The following is a 17,307-nucleotide window of genomic DNA, read 5'->3' on the forward strand; positions in this document are numbered from 1 at the left end:
GCTATGTTTCTATGTGGTAAAAAATATACTGTTGTGTATCGTTAAAGACATGTGATTTGTAGATTTTTTTTCAATACTTTTATAAAAGGATGAGGTTTATTAGAGCTATATAGAAGTTAGTGGTCATTGCAGGACAACACGCAAAACGGACTGACAAAAAAGAAAAATATGAAAAAGGTAATTGCAGCATTCAATATGACACTTGACGGGGTTTGCGACCATACGGCAGGAATTGCTGATGAAGGATTACATCAACATTATGCTGATCTAATAGATAATGGAGGTGTTATTTTATATGGACGGATAACCTACCAATTGATGCAGTTTTGGCAAACACTAGTACAAAATCCTTCTGGTGAAAAAGCAATGGACGACTTTGCAATTTCAATCGATAAAATTCAAAAACTTGTTTTTTCCAACACACTAAAGGACACAGGCTGGAACAGTGCAAAACTTGTAAACAGACCTCTTGATGAAGAAGTCTTGGAACTCAAAAAACAAGCAGGAAAAGACATTCTTATTGGAAGTAGGAGTTTGATTATTCAACTTTTAAACAGTAATCTTATTGACGAATTTCAAATTTGTATTCATCCCGTAATAGAAGGAAAAGGGTTGCTATTATTTGACCAAATTAAGGACAGGATTTTGTTAAAGCTCGTTAAAACAAAATTACTAAACTCGGGTGCAGTAGTATTTTATTATGAGCCGAGAAGAGAGTAAACAAATTAGAAGTATGTTTTGTAATTTTTTATCTTAGTTAAAATATTCGCTCTTATGAAATCAATTCTAACGCTAAAACATTGGCAGATTTTTTTAATTCTTGTAGTAGGTAGTTTAATGTACAATTTCACTATCGAAGGCGATCAATTAACGACTATGATTATCCGAATTATTGGGGCAATCATCTATTCTTTATGGCCAATATTGACAGGTAATGAACTATACCAGCTATTACCGAAACGAGTTACAGTAAATTTTAACTTCTTTCTCTTTAATATTTTTATTAGCCTTCTCGTTTTTGTGTCAATACTCATTTTATCTTATGGAGAAGGAATGACTTTTTCAGGAATTTATGCCATCCCAATGTTTTATGTGTTTTTTGCTATTTTATATTGTCTAGCTTTCCCAGCCAAACTTCTGAATTGCATTGAGACGGGAAAAGAAGTGAGTATGGGTCAATATTTAGGCGACTTTTTTCTTGTGCTTTTTTTACCAATTGGAATTTGGTTTTTACAGCCTAGAATAAATAAGGTTGTAGCAAATGAAAGACTAGCCCGTTTAGAAGCAGAAAACGACAAAGCAAAATTTTAAAAAGTAATCTTATTGACGAACTTCAAATTTGTATTCATCCCGTAATAGAAGGAAAAGGTCTACTATTATTTGACCAAATTAAGGACAGGATTTTATTAAAACTTAGTAAGACAAAACCACTAAATTCTGGTGCAGTAGTATTTTATTATGAACCGATAAGAGCGTAAACACATATTAATACATGAAAAATCTATTGCTAACTTTATTGCTCATTACTAATTCTCTTGCCTTATTTGCTCAAGCAGATTTATCAGGGATCTATAAGGATGAGTTTGGTGGTCAAATAAAGCTAAGACCCAATCATACATTTGAGTATACATGGGGATTTGATCTCTCTTCTAGCTGGAATAATGGAACCTGGAAAGTTGAAAATGAAAAATACCTAATTCTTGAAGTTGTAGAGATAAGGGATTCCATTAGAAATGGAAATGAAATAAAGTTTGTTTTATCATCTGACACTATTTCAAATGAAATATCCAGCTATGAAAATGCTATAAATTCTCTTCCAAGTAGCGGACAGAGCAGAAGTTTACCCCCAAAGAAATTAAAAATTAGTAATAGTAAGCTGTTTCCTTATACTAAGAATAATAAAATTCAGAATAAAAAACTAAAATCAATACTCAGTAACCAGTATAGAAAACCTTGGTTTGTGAAACAATAGACCTACGCTTAACAACAGTTTGGCAAAATTTGGCAGTGATTTTTTCTATGCAGGTTCAGTTTTATCTTAATAGTTGCTCTTCGAGATGTTCTGTGCTAAAGGCATCCCTTTGGGGAAAGGCATCTCGAAGTAATAGATTTTGCGGATATGAAATCCGCTTTTATCAAATGGTTCGAGATGCGCTGCGCTAACATTTCGAACAGCTTTAGCAAGAGAAACATTTGAACAATTAATATAACTATCAACAATCGGCAGACATAATGTGTAAGACATATAACATGATTGGTTCACTTGCGACTTTAAAATCACATTTAGAAGCGAACAATATTCATGACTTCAAATCTTTAAAAGAAGTAATTGGTTTTCAGAGTTCATATCCAACTTTCCGACAACAATTAATTTCTACTCATGAAAAACTTATTGAGCAAGAGAAAAATATACTCAATACAGATTTGCAACAGTTAAACATAACTATAGAAGCACAAAAACAACAAGTAGAACAAAGATTGATAAGTGAAATTGACAAATTGAAACAGCAATTAAGCTTTTTGACCAATGACAGATCAATAAATTTATTTCAAAAACTAACAAAGAACTTTAGGCAATGGAATTGCAAAAGGCAACTCAGATATAAAGAGCAAAATTTTGATATAGAAGTAATAAAATCAATTAACGAACTTGTCGACATTCGTCAAGTCAAGAATGAACGCTATCAATTCATAACTTCACAATTTAACGTGGCTGTAGAAGAAAGCTCCCAAGCAGCTTTGTCGGAAATTGAAAGAAAGAAATCAGTTATTGACAGTTTAAACAACTTCATTTATGGTGCGTTTGGAGAACAAAAAGTTGTTAAAACGTTAGAAGTTCTCTCAGATGAGTATTTTTTGATTAATGACTTTGATGTTTCCTTCTCACCTGCAATTTACAATAGACAAGAGAATGACTACATAAAATCAATTCAAATTGACCATTTACTTGTAGCACCATCAGGTATATTCCTAATCGAAACAAAGAATTGGAGTGAAAAATCATTAGAGAATTTAAGCTTACGTTCACCAATACAGCAAATCAAGAGAACTAACTTTGTATTATTTAAATTGCTTAACAATGAAATAAGCAATTTTAGTCTTCGTTTGGACAAACATCATTGGGGCGACAAAAAAATATCAATTAAAAACCTCATTGTTTTAACTAATACAAAACCAAAAGAAGAGTTTCAATATGTAAAGATTTTAACATTAAACGAACTTCTTAGCTACATAAACTATTTTAAACCGATATTTTCAAGTATGGAAACACGACGAATTGCTGAATTCTTGTTAGAAATTAATGACCAAAAGACAATTGAAACAAATAACAAGTATTGACGGGACAAAAGAAAGATTTCTCCACTGCGGTCGAAATGACGCGACCGCTTTACAACCTTCCCAAAACCACAGTCCATCCCTAAGTACGCCATCCGGCCTTGTAGCATCCCGAAGGAGAAAGCATTAAAACTTTTGCAAACACTTTCAATAACCACAGCCCAAAACAATGAGCCAGTTCGATCCTTCATCGAACCTGCTGCTTGTTGCCAAAAAAGTTTTAATAGCTTAATCCGAAAGATGATACACAGCCTTGATTTTTGTTAAACTTTTTATCAAGAAAAAGTTTAGAGCCACTCGGCGGCGGTGAGCCGAGGCAAGCCCGAGCGCTGGGAAAAAGAAAAGCCCTTCACTTCGACTATGCTCAGTGTAAGCTAGCTCAGAATGACAGGTATGGAGTTAAAAACGAGATCCTTCGCTGCGCTCTGGATGACAAAACATGGGTGACAAATATGAAGAAAGCAGTATGCTAAACCATCTTGCTCGTCTTTCCCGTGAAAACGGGAACCGTAATGCGTAAAAAAGCCTCTTATTGCATTACGGTTCCCAATCGAGTTGGGAATGACGAGCATAAAGGAGAACCTATTTTAATCCTAAAAACTTTACACTATTAATTTCCATCATGTGCTCCCCTCTCTTTCAGGAGAGGGGCTGGGGGTGAGGTTTCACTAAATATCCTTATCTTTGTCCCCAATGGGAACAGCATTAGATTCAGGAGTTAAAGGATATAAAAATTACGGCATTCACTTGCGTGAAAAATACAACGGACAACGTGTGTTTAAAGTAATAGTAGATGGAGGATTTACCTGCCCCAATCGTGATGGAAGTAAAGGTTATGGCGGTTGCACCTATTGCAATGTAGATTCATTTACACCAGAACCCTCTCGAAAAAACCCGAACATTAAAGAACAGTTGGAAGAAGGAATGCGAAGAGCCAAAACCTCTTACAAAGCCGATAAATTCATTGTTTATTTTCAGCCTAATACCAATACCTATGCGCCAGTACATTATTTAAAGATGATGTACGATGAAGCATTATCGGTAAATACACAAGATGTAGTTGGCTTTGCAGTCGGCACCCGACCAGATTGCATAGATGCAGAAAAAGTTGCACTATTAGAAAGTTACACCGATCGTTTTGATGTAGACTTAGAAATGGGCATGGAGTCTATATATGATGAAACGCTAGATCAAATTAATAGAGGTTGCAGTCATGGTGAATTTGTAAAAGCAGTAGAATTACTCGAAAACTCCAAACTAGACCTCTGTGTACATACTATTTTTGGCTTCCCATGGGAAACAAGAGAAATGATGTTAGGTTATATTCACGAAATAAACCGTTTTCCACAAATCAAGTTTGTAAAGTTTCATCATTTACACATTGTGGAAGGCTCTATTATGGGCGCTAAATACAAGAAAAACCCATTTAAGTTATTTACACTCGAAGAATATACCGATTTACTGTGTGAGTTAATTCCGTTGTTACGACCAGATATTGTGATACAACGTTTATTTGGTATTTCAGATTGGGATTTGTTAATTGCACCCAACTGGGGATTAAACAAATCGGCTATCCAAACCTATATTGATAAAGAAATTGAACGCAGGGAAGTAGTGCAGGGTTCAAACTATATCGTTAAATAAATTAAGAAACTATCTAAAATGAAACCACATAGGCACATAGGGTATTTGACCTTGTGGGATAGGAAGATAAATCTTCTAGACATAGCCTTTGTGTGTCTATTGCAATGCCTTCAGGCATTCTTTGTAGACTGGTTTTCATAAAAATCTATGTGCCTATGTGGTTATAATTAATTATATCATCAAATAAAAAAAACTTATGAAGACTTCTTTTATTGCAGCACTAAAAATTACACTAGTGCTTACTTTTTGCTGTGGATTTGTTTTTGCACAAAGTAACTCTTATTCAATTATCCCTCAGCCCGTAAAACTTACACCAGCTAAAGGCAGTTTTGTATGGAGTGCAGCTACTAAAGTAACAGTAGTTGGAGAAGTAACGGATTTTGCACCCGCAGTAGAAGAATTAAATGCAATAACCAAAAAACTAGGTCCATCAAAATCGACACCAAATAAAGTTGTTTTAAAACTTGATTTAGGTATTTCGGCAAAAGAAGGCTATCGTTTATCCATTCAGCCAACTACTATTGTAATTACCGCTTCATCTGTACAAGGTGCTTTTTGGGCAATCTCATCCCTAAAACAATTAATGGGCACTAAGCTGTTTCAACGACCACAAGTATTACGAAAAACAGTTACCAAATCAATTAATGTGCCTTGTGTAGTAATTGAAGATCAGCCTCGTTTTGCATGGAGAGGAATCCATTTAGATGTTTCTCGTCATTTCTTTGATCTAGCTTATCTACATAAAATGATTGATCGGATGGCATATTATAAGTTCAATAAATTTCATTTGCATTTAACAGACGATCAGGGTTGGCGCATTGAGATTAAAAAATATCCAGAGTTAACTGCAAAAGGAGCTTGGAGAGAAATGAATGGACAAGATTCAAGTTGTATTGCCCAAGCCAAAACAAACCCTGATTTTGCGATACCAGAAAAGCATTTTAAAGTAATTGATGGAAAGAGAATGTATGGTGGTTTTTATACCCAGCAGGAGATGAAAGAATTAATCCGCTATGCATTAAATAAAGGTATCGAGATTATTCCCGAAATTGATATGCCTGGGCACATGATGGCGGCTACGAATTTAATGCCTTGGCTAACATCACATGGCAAAGGCGGACAAGCAAAAGATTTTTCTGAACCCTTATGTCCGTGTAAGGAAACTACATTTGAATTTGCTGAGAATGTATTCACTGAAATTGCGGAACTTTTTCCTAGCAAATACATTCACCTCGGAGCGGATGAAGTAGAGAAAAGCAGTTGGAAAAACGTACCAGAATGTGAAGCTTTAATGAAAAAAGAAGGACTGAAAAGTGTAGATGAATTGCAAAGCTATTTTGTGCGTAGAATGGAAAAGTTCTTTACTAGTAAAGGTAAAAAGCTAATTGGCTGGGATGAAATTTTAGATGGTGGAGTTTCGCCGACTGCTACCATGATGTTTTGGCGTTCTTGGGTGCCTACTGCACCAAAACATGCTGCGGAAAAAGGAAACGACGTAATTATGACTCCTGGAGAGTTTTCTTATTTCGATGCACAACAAGATGGTAGTTCATTGCAAAAGGTATATTCTTTTGATCCTTATAATTACAACTTGACTACCGAAGAAAAGAAATATATACTAGGTGTGCAAGCAAATATCTGGACGGAATATATTCCATCGGAAAGAAGATTAGAATACATGGTTTTCCCGCGTATGTTGGCTATGGCCGAAGTAGCTTGGTACAAGGGCGGTGTAAATTGGTCGGAGTTTGATCAGCGGGTGGAAAAACAATATTCGGTATTAGATGCCATGAACATTAATTACCGTTTGCCAGATTTAACAGGGTTTACGGCGCAAAGCGTATTTGTAGATAAAGGGTTATTGCATATAGATAAACCACAAGCTGGATTGACCATGCGTTATACAACTGATGGCACTTTCCCTACGTTAAGTTCTAAGATTTTCTCTGGAGATTTAGCTATCACTAAGCCTGTTCAAGTTAAAGTCGCTGGTTTTAGACCTAACGGAAACAGGGGCGATATCTTTACCATCAATTACGAACAGCAAGGTTATTTAAAACCTGCTGCCTTAACTTCTCCTCAAAAAGGGCTTCAATTCTTCTATTATCCTCAATTTTATAAAACAGTAAACGCAATTGATCAAAAAGATTTAGCTAAAGAGGCTGTTACTAATGCAATTGAAATCCCTGTCGCGAAATTAGCAGGTAGTTTTGCAACGCGTCACCAAGGTTATTTTTATGCAGCAGAAACTGGTATTTATTCTTTTGCGCTTCGTTCTGATGATGGAAGTGTATTAAAACTAGGAGGGAAGGTGCTAATAGATAATGATGGATTACATGCTGCAAAAGAGTTATCTGCGCAAATTGCTTTAGCAAAAGGTTATCATCCGTTTGAATTGTTATTTATTGAAGGCGGCGGTGGCTATACGTTGAAATTGCAGTATAAATCGCCCAATGGTAAACTGCAAGATGTTGATGGGTCGGTTTTGTTTCATTAAATCTTAATATATAATCATCGTATAGCTCGAAGTCTTGCTCGTCATTCCCGTGAAAACGGGAATCGTAATGCGATGAAAAAACCTCTTAGTGCATTACGATGCCCAGTCAAGCTGAGCATGACGATGCGCCTTATTTGTTTACGCCCTGCTCGTCTTTGCGAGTCTCCGATTTTTAATCGGGAGTGGCAATCTCCTCCTTCAAATGTATTAGCAGCAATGAGATTGCTTCGTGCCTCGCAAAGACGAAACGCATGCTAGACAGATGTTACCCAAACAATTCAATAACTTTCTTTTCTCTAAAAGTAAATATCGCTTTGATTTTATTTTTTACGAGCATTTCATGAGCCATTCTACCTAAAATTCCCAATGGAAGACCATACGTTAATATATCAGTCATCTCCACTCCACCTTCAATCGCTTTAAAATGATGTTGATGGTGCCAAAACTTAAAAGGACCAAAACGTTGCTCGTCAATAAAATACTTTTCTGGTTCAACTTGAGTGATTTCCGTCATCCAATTCAAATGAACTCCAAATAAAGGAGATACTTTATAGGTGATGAGCATACCTGGATACATTTTGCCCTCACTTTCCTCAGAAGTTACTATGAATTCCATATCATCTGGAGTTATTTTGGCAAGATTAGCAGGAGAAGAGAAAAAATCCCAGGCTGCGGTGAGTGAAATTGGTAGCACTTGCTTGAACTTTAGTTGGTAAGATTTCATGATATAAAGGTACTATTTGTCTTAAATATTAAAAATATCATAATTACGGAGTTTTTCTTCTATTGTTTTTTGAGTTTTTAGTAAAAATTCATGTTTTATCGTGATAAAATTGAAATAATTATCATAATTTATCAATTTTGTGTTTCATTTTATTGTTTTTAACCAATATTTCATCTTTTGCTTTACTTTTTTAGGTTGTTTTTTGTTTAAAATGAATATATTTTATATTATTTAGTTAATAATTATGATAATTATTAAAATTTTATACCTAATTTTAGATAATTAATAAGAAATCAAACGTTAAAAACTAAAAACTATGGGTAAAATTTTATTTAAACAGTATTCTCCATTTGTGATTTTAATGATAATCGCAGTGTTAGCTCTTTTTATTCCTCTACTTCCTAATTTTGATGAAGGTAAATACAGTGGTCCTGATATTGCATTTGTATTAATATCGGCTGCACTTGTATTTTTAATGACACCAGGTCTTGCATTTTTCTACGGCGGGATGGTGCATCGTAAAAATGTACTTTCAACCATGATTAAAAGTGTGGTAGCTGCAGGAGTAATTACTGTATTATGGACAGTTGTAGGTTTCAGTCTTGCTTTCGGAAAATCAATAGGAGGTTTTATTGGAGATCCTAGAACATTCTTGTTTTTTCAAGGTGTAAATTCTGGAACAGCTTGGGGAACTATTCCACTTTCATTGTTTGCTGTTTTCCAATTAATGTTCGCTATCATCACGCCAGGTTTGGTTGTGGGTGCAGTTGCAGAACGTATCCGTTTCACTTCATACATTTTATTCATCGTGCTTTTTGCATTATTGGTGTATTCGCCTTTAGCACATATGACATGGTCTCCTGATGGTTTCCTATTAAAAATGGGTGTGTTAGATTTTGCTGGTGGTACGGTTGTACATATTTCTGCAGGTATGGCAGCATTGGCTGGAGCACTAGTATTAAAACGAAGAAAATCTCATATCGAACACCGCGAAGTACCACCTGCAAATATTCCTTACGTATTAATTGGTACAGGTTTATTATGGTTCGGTTGGTTTGGTTTTAATGCAGGTTCGGCATTAGGTGCAAATAGTTTAGCTGTTTCTGCTTTCTTAACTACCAATACTGCTGCTGGTGCTGCGGGTTTATCTTGGATGTTTTTTGATGTAGCTAGAGGTAAAAAACCTTCAGTATTAGGTTTCTGTATTGGTGCGGTTGTAGGCTTAGTTGCTATTACCCCAGGTGCAGGTTTTGTGAGCATTCCATCAAGTATTTTTATAGGTGCTGTTGCGGCTGTTATCTCTAATTTGGTAGTTTCTTGGAAACAAAAAACAAGCTTAGATGATACATTAGATGTGTTTCCTTGTCATGGTGTAGGTGGTATAGTTGGTATGTTATTAACTGGTGTATTTGCTACTAAAACTGTAAATAGCCTTGGTGCAGACGGTTTGTTATATGGTAATCCTGCATTCTTCCTTACTCAATTAAAAGGTGCGGCGATAGTAGTGGTATTCAGTTTTGTAGTATCATTTGCCATCTTCAAATTAATCAATTTGGTACAACCAATTCGTGTAACTGCCGAAGAAGAAGAAGAAGGATTGGATGCAAGTCAACATGATGAAAAATACTCACAAGGTACTTTAATCGTTGCTGGACAAGAAGTTCCAAACGTTTAAGCACTCTTAAATTTCGGGCTATTCATATTTAAATTGAACCACATTTTGGTGTGGGTAGCCCGAATATTGACTTTTAATTTATAGATACCGGAATAATTTATAAACCTTAAAACTAAAATTATGAAAATTAAATCTCTACTTTTTATTGTTGCCCTCGGATGTACTACTGCTACCTATGCACAAGAAACTGCCACTCCTTTGCAAATTTCTGGTTCGGTAGATACCTATTACAAATATGATTTTGCCAAAGCGGCTAACATTAACACCTATTTCGCGAATGAGCAGAATTCCATTTCATTAGGGATGATAGACTTGGCGTTGAAAAAAACTACAGGTAAAGCATCATTTGTTGGTGAATTATCTTTCGGTCCACGCGGACAATCGCAATCTATACCAAATGCTGCAGGTGCTTATGATGAAAACACGAACAGTTTCAATATTCAGAATTTATATGTGAGTTACGCTTTTACAGATAAATTTAGCATGACTGCTGGTTACATGGGTACGTTTATTGGTTACGAGGTGATTTCGCCAGCGGCTAATTTTAACTACTCTACTTCTTATTTATTTGGATCAGGTCCTTTTCAAAATGCAGGTATTAAAGCGAGTTATGCATTTTCTGATAAAGTGAGTTTAATGGCAGGTTTGTTTAACGATTGGAATGTGTACCAAGATTTTAACGGCGTATCTCATGTTGGTGCGCAATTAACAGTAACTCCAGTTACCGGTTGGACAGCTTATTTGAATGTGCTTTCTGGTCGTTCGGCAGGTGCGCCAGGTACAGGAACCATATTCGATTTAACTACAGCTTATCAAATTACCGATCAATTTAAATTAGGTTTAAACGCTGCTGATTATTCAGTTTCGAACGATAATGGAGGTTATTCGGGTGTAGCTTTATATCCTCAATATGCGTTTACCAAAGCAGTTGCTTTAGGTTTAAGAGGCGAGTATTTTAACTATAAAGGGATTGGTACAGCGGCAGATGTAAGTGTAGCTTCGGTTACGTTATCTGCTAATATCAAATCGGGCGGATTAACATTTATTCCAGAGGTTCGTTTTGATAGTGATAAAGATTTCTCGCAAGGATTTACAAAAACTAACGGAATAACTGCTGCAAAATCAGCTTCTCAATTTTCTTTAGCTGCGGTTTACGCTTTTTAATAAACAAAACAAACTATAAGCGTCCCGATTAATCGGGACGTTTTTTATGCTTAACCAATGAAATTTATATCGAGCTTTTTCTTGTTGATTACTTGTTTTGTGTACGCAAATGCGCAAAGCGAAAATTTATTACCAGTAGATGAACATGGAAAGCTCATTTATTACGAGGTAGTAGAGTTAAAAGGAACAACTCAAGATTCGCTTAAAATTAGAGCAGTTAATTACCTTAAAAAACAGAATAAAGATGTACAGTTTAAGTCGGCGCAGGGCGATACCGCATTCATCGCCAATGGCAAAATGATCATCAATAAAACATTACTGGTGATGTCGCATCCCTCTGGAGAAATCCTATATCGCTTTCAAGTAGAAGTAAAAGAGGCGAAGTATCGTTTTTGGTTAAGCGACTTTAGTTTTATCCCATACCAACGTGATAGATATGGAAATTTTGTGGCAAGTACAACTATAGGTACGCCTTTAGAAAAAGATCCAGGCAAATTAAACGCTGGTCAGTGGAAAGAATATCAAGTGCAAACTGCTAAATATGCCAAAGACTTGGCCGTTAAGTTTAAGCAGTTTATGGCAAGCAAAAATCCAATAGCTGAACCAATGCCAGAGAAAAAGGTAATCAGTAAAAACTGGTAATTATTTAGAAGTCGTCTAAAAATGAAACCACATAGACACATAGGGTTTTGATCTTGTGGGATAGGAAGATAAATCTTCTAAACATAGTCTTTATGTGCCTATTGCAATGCCTTTAGGCATGCTATGAGGCTTTAACTTTCATAAAAATCTATGTACCTATGTGGTTATAATTAATTTTGAATTGAAACAGTTTCTACTTATTTAGAAGTTTTTGTGCTTAATTGTTTTTCAATCAACTTCAGCATCACTTTAAATTCCTTCTCTTCATATCCCATAGATTGGTAAATGATTTTTCCATCTTGATCTATCAAAATATTTCTTGGAATAGATTGTTTAGCAAACTTGCTAAAAACACCTCTATCTACATCTGGTAAAATTGGGAAAGTAAATCCTTTTTTCGCTTTGTAAGGAATTAATTTGTCCCAACCTTCTTCTCGTCCGAAAACGAAAAACGCAAAATTCTTATTGTCTTTGTATTTATCCCAAATTCTAGTTTGCACTTCAGGTAGCTCCACATTACACGGCGGACACCACGTTGCAAACAAATTAATTAAAATCAATTTCCCTTTATAATCGGATATATTAACAGTTTTTCCTTTTTCTAGCTCGAAACTAAAGGATGGAACAGGATCGCCAATCTTGGTGTACGTGTCTTTATCTTCTGTTTGTGCAAAAACAGTAACCGAATACGCGATTACTAATAACGATAAGAATATCTTTTTCATAAAATGATTTTATGAATCAAATATACATTAATCTATTTTAACTACAACCTTAGTGAACCATCTTGTCTGCACAAGTAGAGCTTGCAAAAGCTTCTGGTTTAGCTTTAAAAATAAAGCCCATACTTAAAATATAACCCATTGCCTCGTTTAATGCTTTGTTAGATTTAAACATTGGGTTGGTGTTAATATCAGCATGCACTTCTAAATCGACATCATATATGTCCAATAAATCGCAAATAGAATAAGCGGTTTCGATAGATTTTTGCACTTCTACCAACATCCTTTCTTTAATACCCATTTGTTGCGTGGTTTTATCTTGGTTAATGTACATAAAACCTCCATGATGCTCTCTAACCAAAACAATTACAGTTGCAAAATCTGTAGTCGCACCTTTAACTTGTGAGTCGGTACCAATGCAAACTTTTAATTTGTAGCCGTTTTCTGTTTCGCGGATAATCGCTTGTTCAACTTCTTCTAAAATTGACGAATGAATAACTTCGCCACTAAATTTCTTCCAGGTCATACGTATATGGTGTTAAGGTTAACAACCCGTAATCAGGTTTCCTAAAATTAAGGGGTTAGTATTATATAATGATTAATTCAATGTTGTTTATTTGCTAACATTTTATTGGTTTTCAACAAGATAGGTAAAATTTAGGTAAGATGAGATTAAGAAAAAATAGCCGCAGATGCGCAGATTTAAATAAGATGATTTTTTTACAAGCTAAAAATCTGCGCATCTGCGGCAGATAAAAAGGTTAACTTAACGGCATTACGCTATATGATTAAATTTAAATCTTCTGAATTAATCCTTATTCATTGCTCTTTGTTCCTTAATCATTTTATATCTCTACCTTTGTGGCATGATGCTACAACCCATACTCGATAACCTAAAAATTACTGCACTTAACCAAATGCAAGAAGCAGCAATTTCGGCAACAAAAAAAGGTAACGATATATTGGTGTTAGCGCCAACTGGTTCTGGCAAAACCTTAGCCTTTTTATTACCAGTTTTAAATAACCTAGTAAAAGATAGTAAAGGTGTTCAGTGTTTAATTTTAGTTCCTTCGAGAGAATTAGCCTTACAAATAGAACAGGTTTTTAAACAAATGGGTACAGGTTTTAAGGTGAATTGCTGTTATGGCGGACATCCCATAAAAACTGAACGTAATAATTTAGAGCAAGCGCCTGCTGTATTAATTGGTACACCTGGTCGTATTGCGTATCATTTACGTCATCAAAATTTCGATGAATCTACTATTACCACTTTAGTATTAGATGAATTTGATAAAGCCCTAGAGTTTGGTTTTACTGAGGATATGTCGCACATCATTGGATCGTTACTATCTCTAAAACAACGGATTTTAACATCGGCAACTGCCATGGAAGAAATACCTGCTTTTACAGGTTTAAAAAATCATACAGAAATAGATTTTTTAAAAGATGTTCAAATAGCTCCAGATTTAAAACTAAAGAAAGTACAAACTACGGCCGAAGATAAATTAGATACTTTATTTGAACTGATTTGTAAAATAGGAAGTAAAACCACCTTGATTTTCTGTAACCACAGAGAAACTGTTGATCGGATTAGCGATTTATTAATTGATAAAGATTTAGCGCATGATATTTTTCATGGCGGCATGGAACAGGATGAACGTGAAAGAGCATTGCTAAAATTTAGAAACGGAAGCATTAAAATTTTAATCACGACCGATTTAGCTTCAAGAGGTTTAGATATTCCAGAAGTAGAATACATTATCCATTATCAATTACCGTATACAGAAGATGCATTTTTGCATAGAAACGGTCGCACAGCAAGGATGAATGCGAAAGGTACGGCCTATCTTATTTTAGCAGACGATGAAAAATATCCATTCTTAAAAGCTGATATTGAAACTGAAAAGTTAAAAGGACCGTATAAATTACCTCAGGATAGTATTTGGCAAACCTTGTACATTAGTGCAGGTAAAAAAGATAAAGTAAATAAAATTGATATTGTAGGTATGCTACTTAAAAAAGGCGGACTACAAAAAGACGATGTTGGTTTAATTGAAGTAAAAGATCAGGCAAGTTATGTAGCGGTTAAAAGGAAACTAGTGCCACAAATTCTTCGTGCTTTAGCCAACGAAAGAGTAAAGAATAAAAAAGTAAAAATAGAAACAGCCATGTAAAGAATAGTCCGAAAGTCAGGAAATTCCGAAAGACAATAACTGAAACGGCTGATCTAAATACCATATACTAAATACTAAAATGAGCAACAACGATATCATGAAAAAACTAAGGGTAGCTTTATCCTTAAATAGCGATCAGATTATAGAAATTTGTAATCTAGTAGGTTTTACAGTAACTAAAAGTGAGCTTGGCGATATTTTTAGGAACGACGAACATCCTAACTTTAAGAAATGTGGCGATCAAATTTTGCGCAACTTCTTAAACGGCTTAGTTATTTATAAACGCGGACCGAGAGAAGAGAAAAAGTAGAATGTTTGTCATCCTGAGGCTGTCGAAAGATTAATATGACGCTCAGTATTAATTGATATTGTATTTAGATACTTTATTAACTAACTTCTCTATTTTTCCTAAAAGGACATCCATTTTAAAAGGCTTCGACATAAAATCATTTGGAGCACATTCCATATCTTGTACTTCTTTTAAATCGTATAAACCCGACATCATTAAAATAGGGATATGCTTGGTATCTTCATGAGATTTAATTTGGCTACATATTATTCTACCATCAATTTTGCCCAATACAACATCTAGTAAAATTAAATCTGGTTCGAAATCTGCTAAACGTTCAAAAATAAGCTCTGCATCATTTAAAGGTTCAACATCATATCCGCCAATTTCTAAAATTAGTTGAATGGTTTCTAGAACGTCATCATCATCATCAACTACGAGTATTTTCTTCATGTCGGCAAATATATTAGATTGTAATAAATATATAACAATAGAAATTGAATTGGGTTTCTAAATATAAATGTTATTATTTTTTTCTACTTTCCAATATCAATATTTCCTTTAATCATGAAAGCATTTAATTTCTTCAGAGTATTGCTCTGTTTTGCCTTACTTAATGTGCTAAACGTTGAAGCACAGCAAAAAGCATCGATCAATTATACAGTTTCAATGGAAAACCCAGAACAGCAAATGTTTCAAGTTTCTATGAAAACGAGTATCAATACATCTACAGATTTTATTATGCCTGTTTGGACACCTGGCTACTATCAAAAAATGAATTTTGCACAAAGTGTTTCAAATTTTGAGGTAAAAAACAAGGCAGGAGCAACGTTGAAATGGACAAAGAAAGATGAAGACACTTGGACAATTGATGCAACAAATCAAACAGATATTACCATAACCTACACTGTAAAAGCAACAAGAGCATTTGTGGCTGCCAGTTATTTGGGAACAGATAGAGCGTATATTATACCAGGAGCATTATTTTTATATCCCGATGGAAAGATAAATCAATCATCAAGTGTTAAAATCAATCCAATAAATAACTGGACAATTGCTACTGGCTTGGCAAAAGTAAAAGATCAGGCTAATACCTATTACGCTTCAGATTTTGATATTTTATACGATAGCCCGCTATTGGTAGGGCCATTAGAATCTTTACCTCAATTTACGGTAAAAGGTATTCCGCATTATTTTGTTGGCTATAAGATGGGAGATTTTGATAAAGAAAGTTTTATAGCTGCCATTAAAAAGATTGTAGAATCTGCATCAAATCTAATTGGTGATATTCCTTATAAAGATTATACTTTTATCGCCATTGGCCCAGGACAAGGAGGGATAGAACATTTAAATTCTACCACAATTAGCTTTAATGGAGCAGGCTTAACTACACCAGAGGGAAGAAATAAACTATATAATTTTATTGCCCACGAATATTTTCATCATTACAACGTGAAAAGAATTAGACCAATTGAATTAGGACCTTTTGATTACAAAAAAGGAAGTAGAACCAATATGTTATGGGTTTCTGAAGGGCTTTCTGTGTATTACGAATACATGGTTGTTAAACGTGCAGGATTGAGTACAGAAGATGAACTTTTCCACGGTTTTACTTCAAATATTCTCGCTTATGAAAGTAAACCAGGTAGACATTATCAATCTCTGGTTCAATCTAGTTATAATACATGGTCTGATGGACCTTTTGGACGCAATGAAGATGAAATAAACAGAACGATTTCATATTATGATAAAGGGCCAGCTGTAGGTATGTTGCTTGATTTTAAAATTAGAAATGCAACTAACAATCAGAAATCGTTGGATGATGTGATGAGAAGAATGTACCAAGAGTATTATCAAAAGCTAAAAAGAGGTTTTACAGAAGCTGAGTTTAGAGCAGAAACCGAAAAAATTGCAGGAACAGATTTAAAAGAATTATTCGAGTATACCACTACGACAAAAGAATTAGATTATCAGAAATATTTAACCTACGCCGGATTGAATATTGATACCATTACCAAAGTATTACCAAATAGCTATACTGGTTTAAAAACTCGTATGCGCAATGATAGTTTGGTGGTGAGTAGTGTTGATTATCAATCGCCAGCTTGGAAAGCAGGAATAAGAGCCAGAGATATTATTTTAACAACTGCACAAACTGCTGTAAATGCTCAAAGTATTTTAGAAATAGAGAAAACAAGGAAAGCTGATGAAGTAATAGACTTTAATATCTTACAGAATGGTGTTAAGAAAGATGTAAAACTCAAGTTGGAAAATAAATTGAGCAGATCATTTAACATTACAAGAAAGGAAAACCCCACAGCATTGCAACGCCAGATATTAGAAAGTTGGCTGACAAAGAACTAGAATAACTTTCTACGGTTTTAGATTTTAACTTTGACAAAGTTCTAGCATGTTGTAAAGAACTTTGTCAAAGTTTATA

General features: G+C 34.7%; 17 protein-coding genes. 13 read left to right on the forward strand and 4 right to left on the reverse strand.

What is annotated here, in order from left to right; all coding sequences use genetic code 11:
- The first annotated feature begins 168 nt into the window (after positions 1–168).
- The 7 genes from GM921_RS17195 to GM921_RS17225 all read left to right on the forward strand — a co-directional run bounded on the left by GM921_RS17195 (position 169) and on the right by GM921_RS17225 (position 7,477).
- On the forward strand, positions 169–720 hold the full coding sequence (locus GM921_RS17195; RefSeq protein ID WP_182923855.1) for a dihydrofolate reductase family protein: 552 nt from the start codon (positions 169–171) through the stop codon (positions 718–720).
- Positions 721–774: 54 nt separating this feature from the next.
- Positions 775–1,311 carry a hypothetical protein gene (locus tag GM921_RS17200; protein WP_182923856.1) on the forward strand — a complete coding sequence of 179 codons (537 nt, stop codon included), beginning with the start codon at positions 775–777 and terminating at the stop codon, positions 1,309–1,311.
- Positions 1,312–1,355: 44 nt separating this feature from the next.
- Positions 1,356–1,478 carry a hypothetical protein gene (locus GM921_RS17205; RefSeq protein WP_317170993.1) on the forward strand — a complete coding sequence of 41 codons (123 nt, stop codon included), beginning with the start codon at positions 1,356–1,358 and terminating at the stop codon, positions 1,476–1,478.
- Positions 1,479–1,492: 14 nt separating this feature from the next.
- On the forward strand, positions 1,493–1,972 hold the full coding sequence (locus tag GM921_RS17210; RefSeq protein WP_182923857.1) for a hypothetical protein: 480 nt from the start codon (positions 1,493–1,495) through the stop codon (positions 1,970–1,972).
- Between the two features lie 278 nt (positions 1,973–2,250).
- Positions 2,251–3,339: a nuclease-related domain-containing protein gene (locus GM921_RS17215; RefSeq protein WP_182923858.1), complete on the forward strand. Its 1,089-nt coding sequence runs from the start codon at positions 2,251–2,253 to the stop codon at positions 3,337–3,339.
- Between the two features lie 690 nt (positions 3,340–4,029).
- On the forward strand, positions 4,030–4,980 hold the full coding sequence (locus tag GM921_RS17220) for a TIGR01212 family radical SAM protein (RefSeq protein ID WP_182923859.1): 951 nt from the start codon (positions 4,030–4,032) through the stop codon (positions 4,978–4,980).
- 196 nt (positions 4,981–5,176) lie between these two features.
- The gene (locus tag GM921_RS17225; protein ID WP_182923860.1) at positions 5,177–7,477 is read left to right on the forward strand and encodes a family 20 glycosylhydrolase; all 2,301 of its coding nucleotides are present in this window, start codon (positions 5,177–5,179) and stop codon (positions 7,475–7,477) included.
- A 265-nt stretch (positions 7,478–7,742) separates the two neighbouring features.
- On the opposite strand, the gene GM921_RS17230 is transcribed toward GM921_RS17225, so the two are convergent.
- Entirely contained in the window at positions 7,743–8,201 is a 459-nt protein-coding gene (locus GM921_RS17230) for an SRPBCC family protein (RefSeq protein ID WP_182923861.1), read from the reverse strand.
- Between the two features lie 316 nt (positions 8,202–8,517).
- Between GM921_RS17230 and GM921_RS17235 the strand changes: the two genes are divergently transcribed.
- The 3 genes from GM921_RS17235 to GM921_RS17245 all read left to right on the forward strand — a co-directional run bounded on the left by GM921_RS17235 (position 8,518) and on the right by GM921_RS17245 (position 11,682).
- Complete coding sequence (locus GM921_RS17235) at positions 8,518–9,876, forward strand: ammonium transporter (protein WP_182923862.1); 1,359 nt, start codon at positions 8,518–8,520, stop codon at positions 9,874–9,876.
- 120 nt (positions 9,877–9,996) lie between these two features.
- The gene (locus GM921_RS17240) at positions 9,997–11,040 is read left to right on the forward strand and encodes a porin (protein WP_182923863.1); all 1,044 of its coding nucleotides are present in this window, start codon (positions 9,997–9,999) and stop codon (positions 11,038–11,040) included.
- Positions 11,041–11,097: 57 nt separating this feature from the next.
- The gene (locus tag GM921_RS17245; protein WP_182923864.1) at positions 11,098–11,682 is read left to right on the forward strand and encodes a DUF4468 domain-containing protein; all 585 of its coding nucleotides are present in this window, start codon (positions 11,098–11,100) and stop codon (positions 11,680–11,682) included.
- Positions 11,683–11,879: 197 nt separating this feature from the next.
- On the opposite strand, the gene GM921_RS17250 is transcribed toward GM921_RS17245, so the two are convergent.
- Positions 11,880–12,407: a TlpA family protein disulfide reductase gene (locus tag GM921_RS17250; RefSeq protein ID WP_182923865.1), complete on the reverse strand. Its 528-nt coding sequence runs from the start codon at positions 12,405–12,407 to the stop codon at positions 11,880–11,882.
- A 49-nt stretch (positions 12,408–12,456) separates the two neighbouring features.
- The gene (locus tag GM921_RS17255) at positions 12,457–12,930 is read right to left on the reverse strand and encodes a ribonuclease H-like YkuK family protein (protein ID WP_182923866.1); all 474 of its coding nucleotides are present in this window, start codon (positions 12,928–12,930) and stop codon (positions 12,457–12,459) included.
- 340 nt (positions 12,931–13,270) lie between these two features.
- Between GM921_RS17255 and GM921_RS17260 the strand changes: the two genes are divergently transcribed.
- Positions 13,271–14,578 (forward strand): DEAD/DEAH box helicase, encoded by a 1,308-nt coding sequence (locus tag GM921_RS17260; protein WP_182923867.1) that lies wholly within the window; start codon positions 13,271–13,273, stop codon positions 14,576–14,578.
- A gap of 97 nt (positions 14,579–14,675) precedes the next feature.
- Positions 14,676–14,888, forward strand: coding sequence for a DUF1456 family protein (locus GM921_RS17265; protein WP_225872580.1), 213 nt, complete (start codon positions 14,676–14,678; stop codon positions 14,886–14,888).
- A 48-nt stretch (positions 14,889–14,936) separates the two neighbouring features.
- Here the strand turns inward: GM921_RS17265 and GM921_RS17270 are convergent, their stop codons facing one another.
- Positions 14,937–15,320 (reverse strand): response regulator, encoded by a 384-nt coding sequence (locus GM921_RS17270; protein WP_182923868.1) that lies wholly within the window; start codon positions 15,318–15,320, stop codon positions 14,937–14,939.
- 114 nt (positions 15,321–15,434) lie between these two features.
- Between GM921_RS17270 and GM921_RS17275 the strand changes: the two genes are divergently transcribed.
- A complete protein-coding gene (locus GM921_RS17275; RefSeq protein ID WP_182923869.1) occupies positions 15,435–17,231 on the forward strand; it encodes a M61 family metallopeptidase in 1,797 nt (598 codons plus the stop codon).
- Positions 17,232–17,307 lie beyond the last annotated feature (76 nt).

This window comes from Pedobacter planticolens (assembly GCF_014172375.1).
Classification (GTDB): Bacteria; Bacteroidota; Bacteroidia; order Sphingobacteriales; family Sphingobacteriaceae; genus Pedobacter; species Pedobacter planticolens.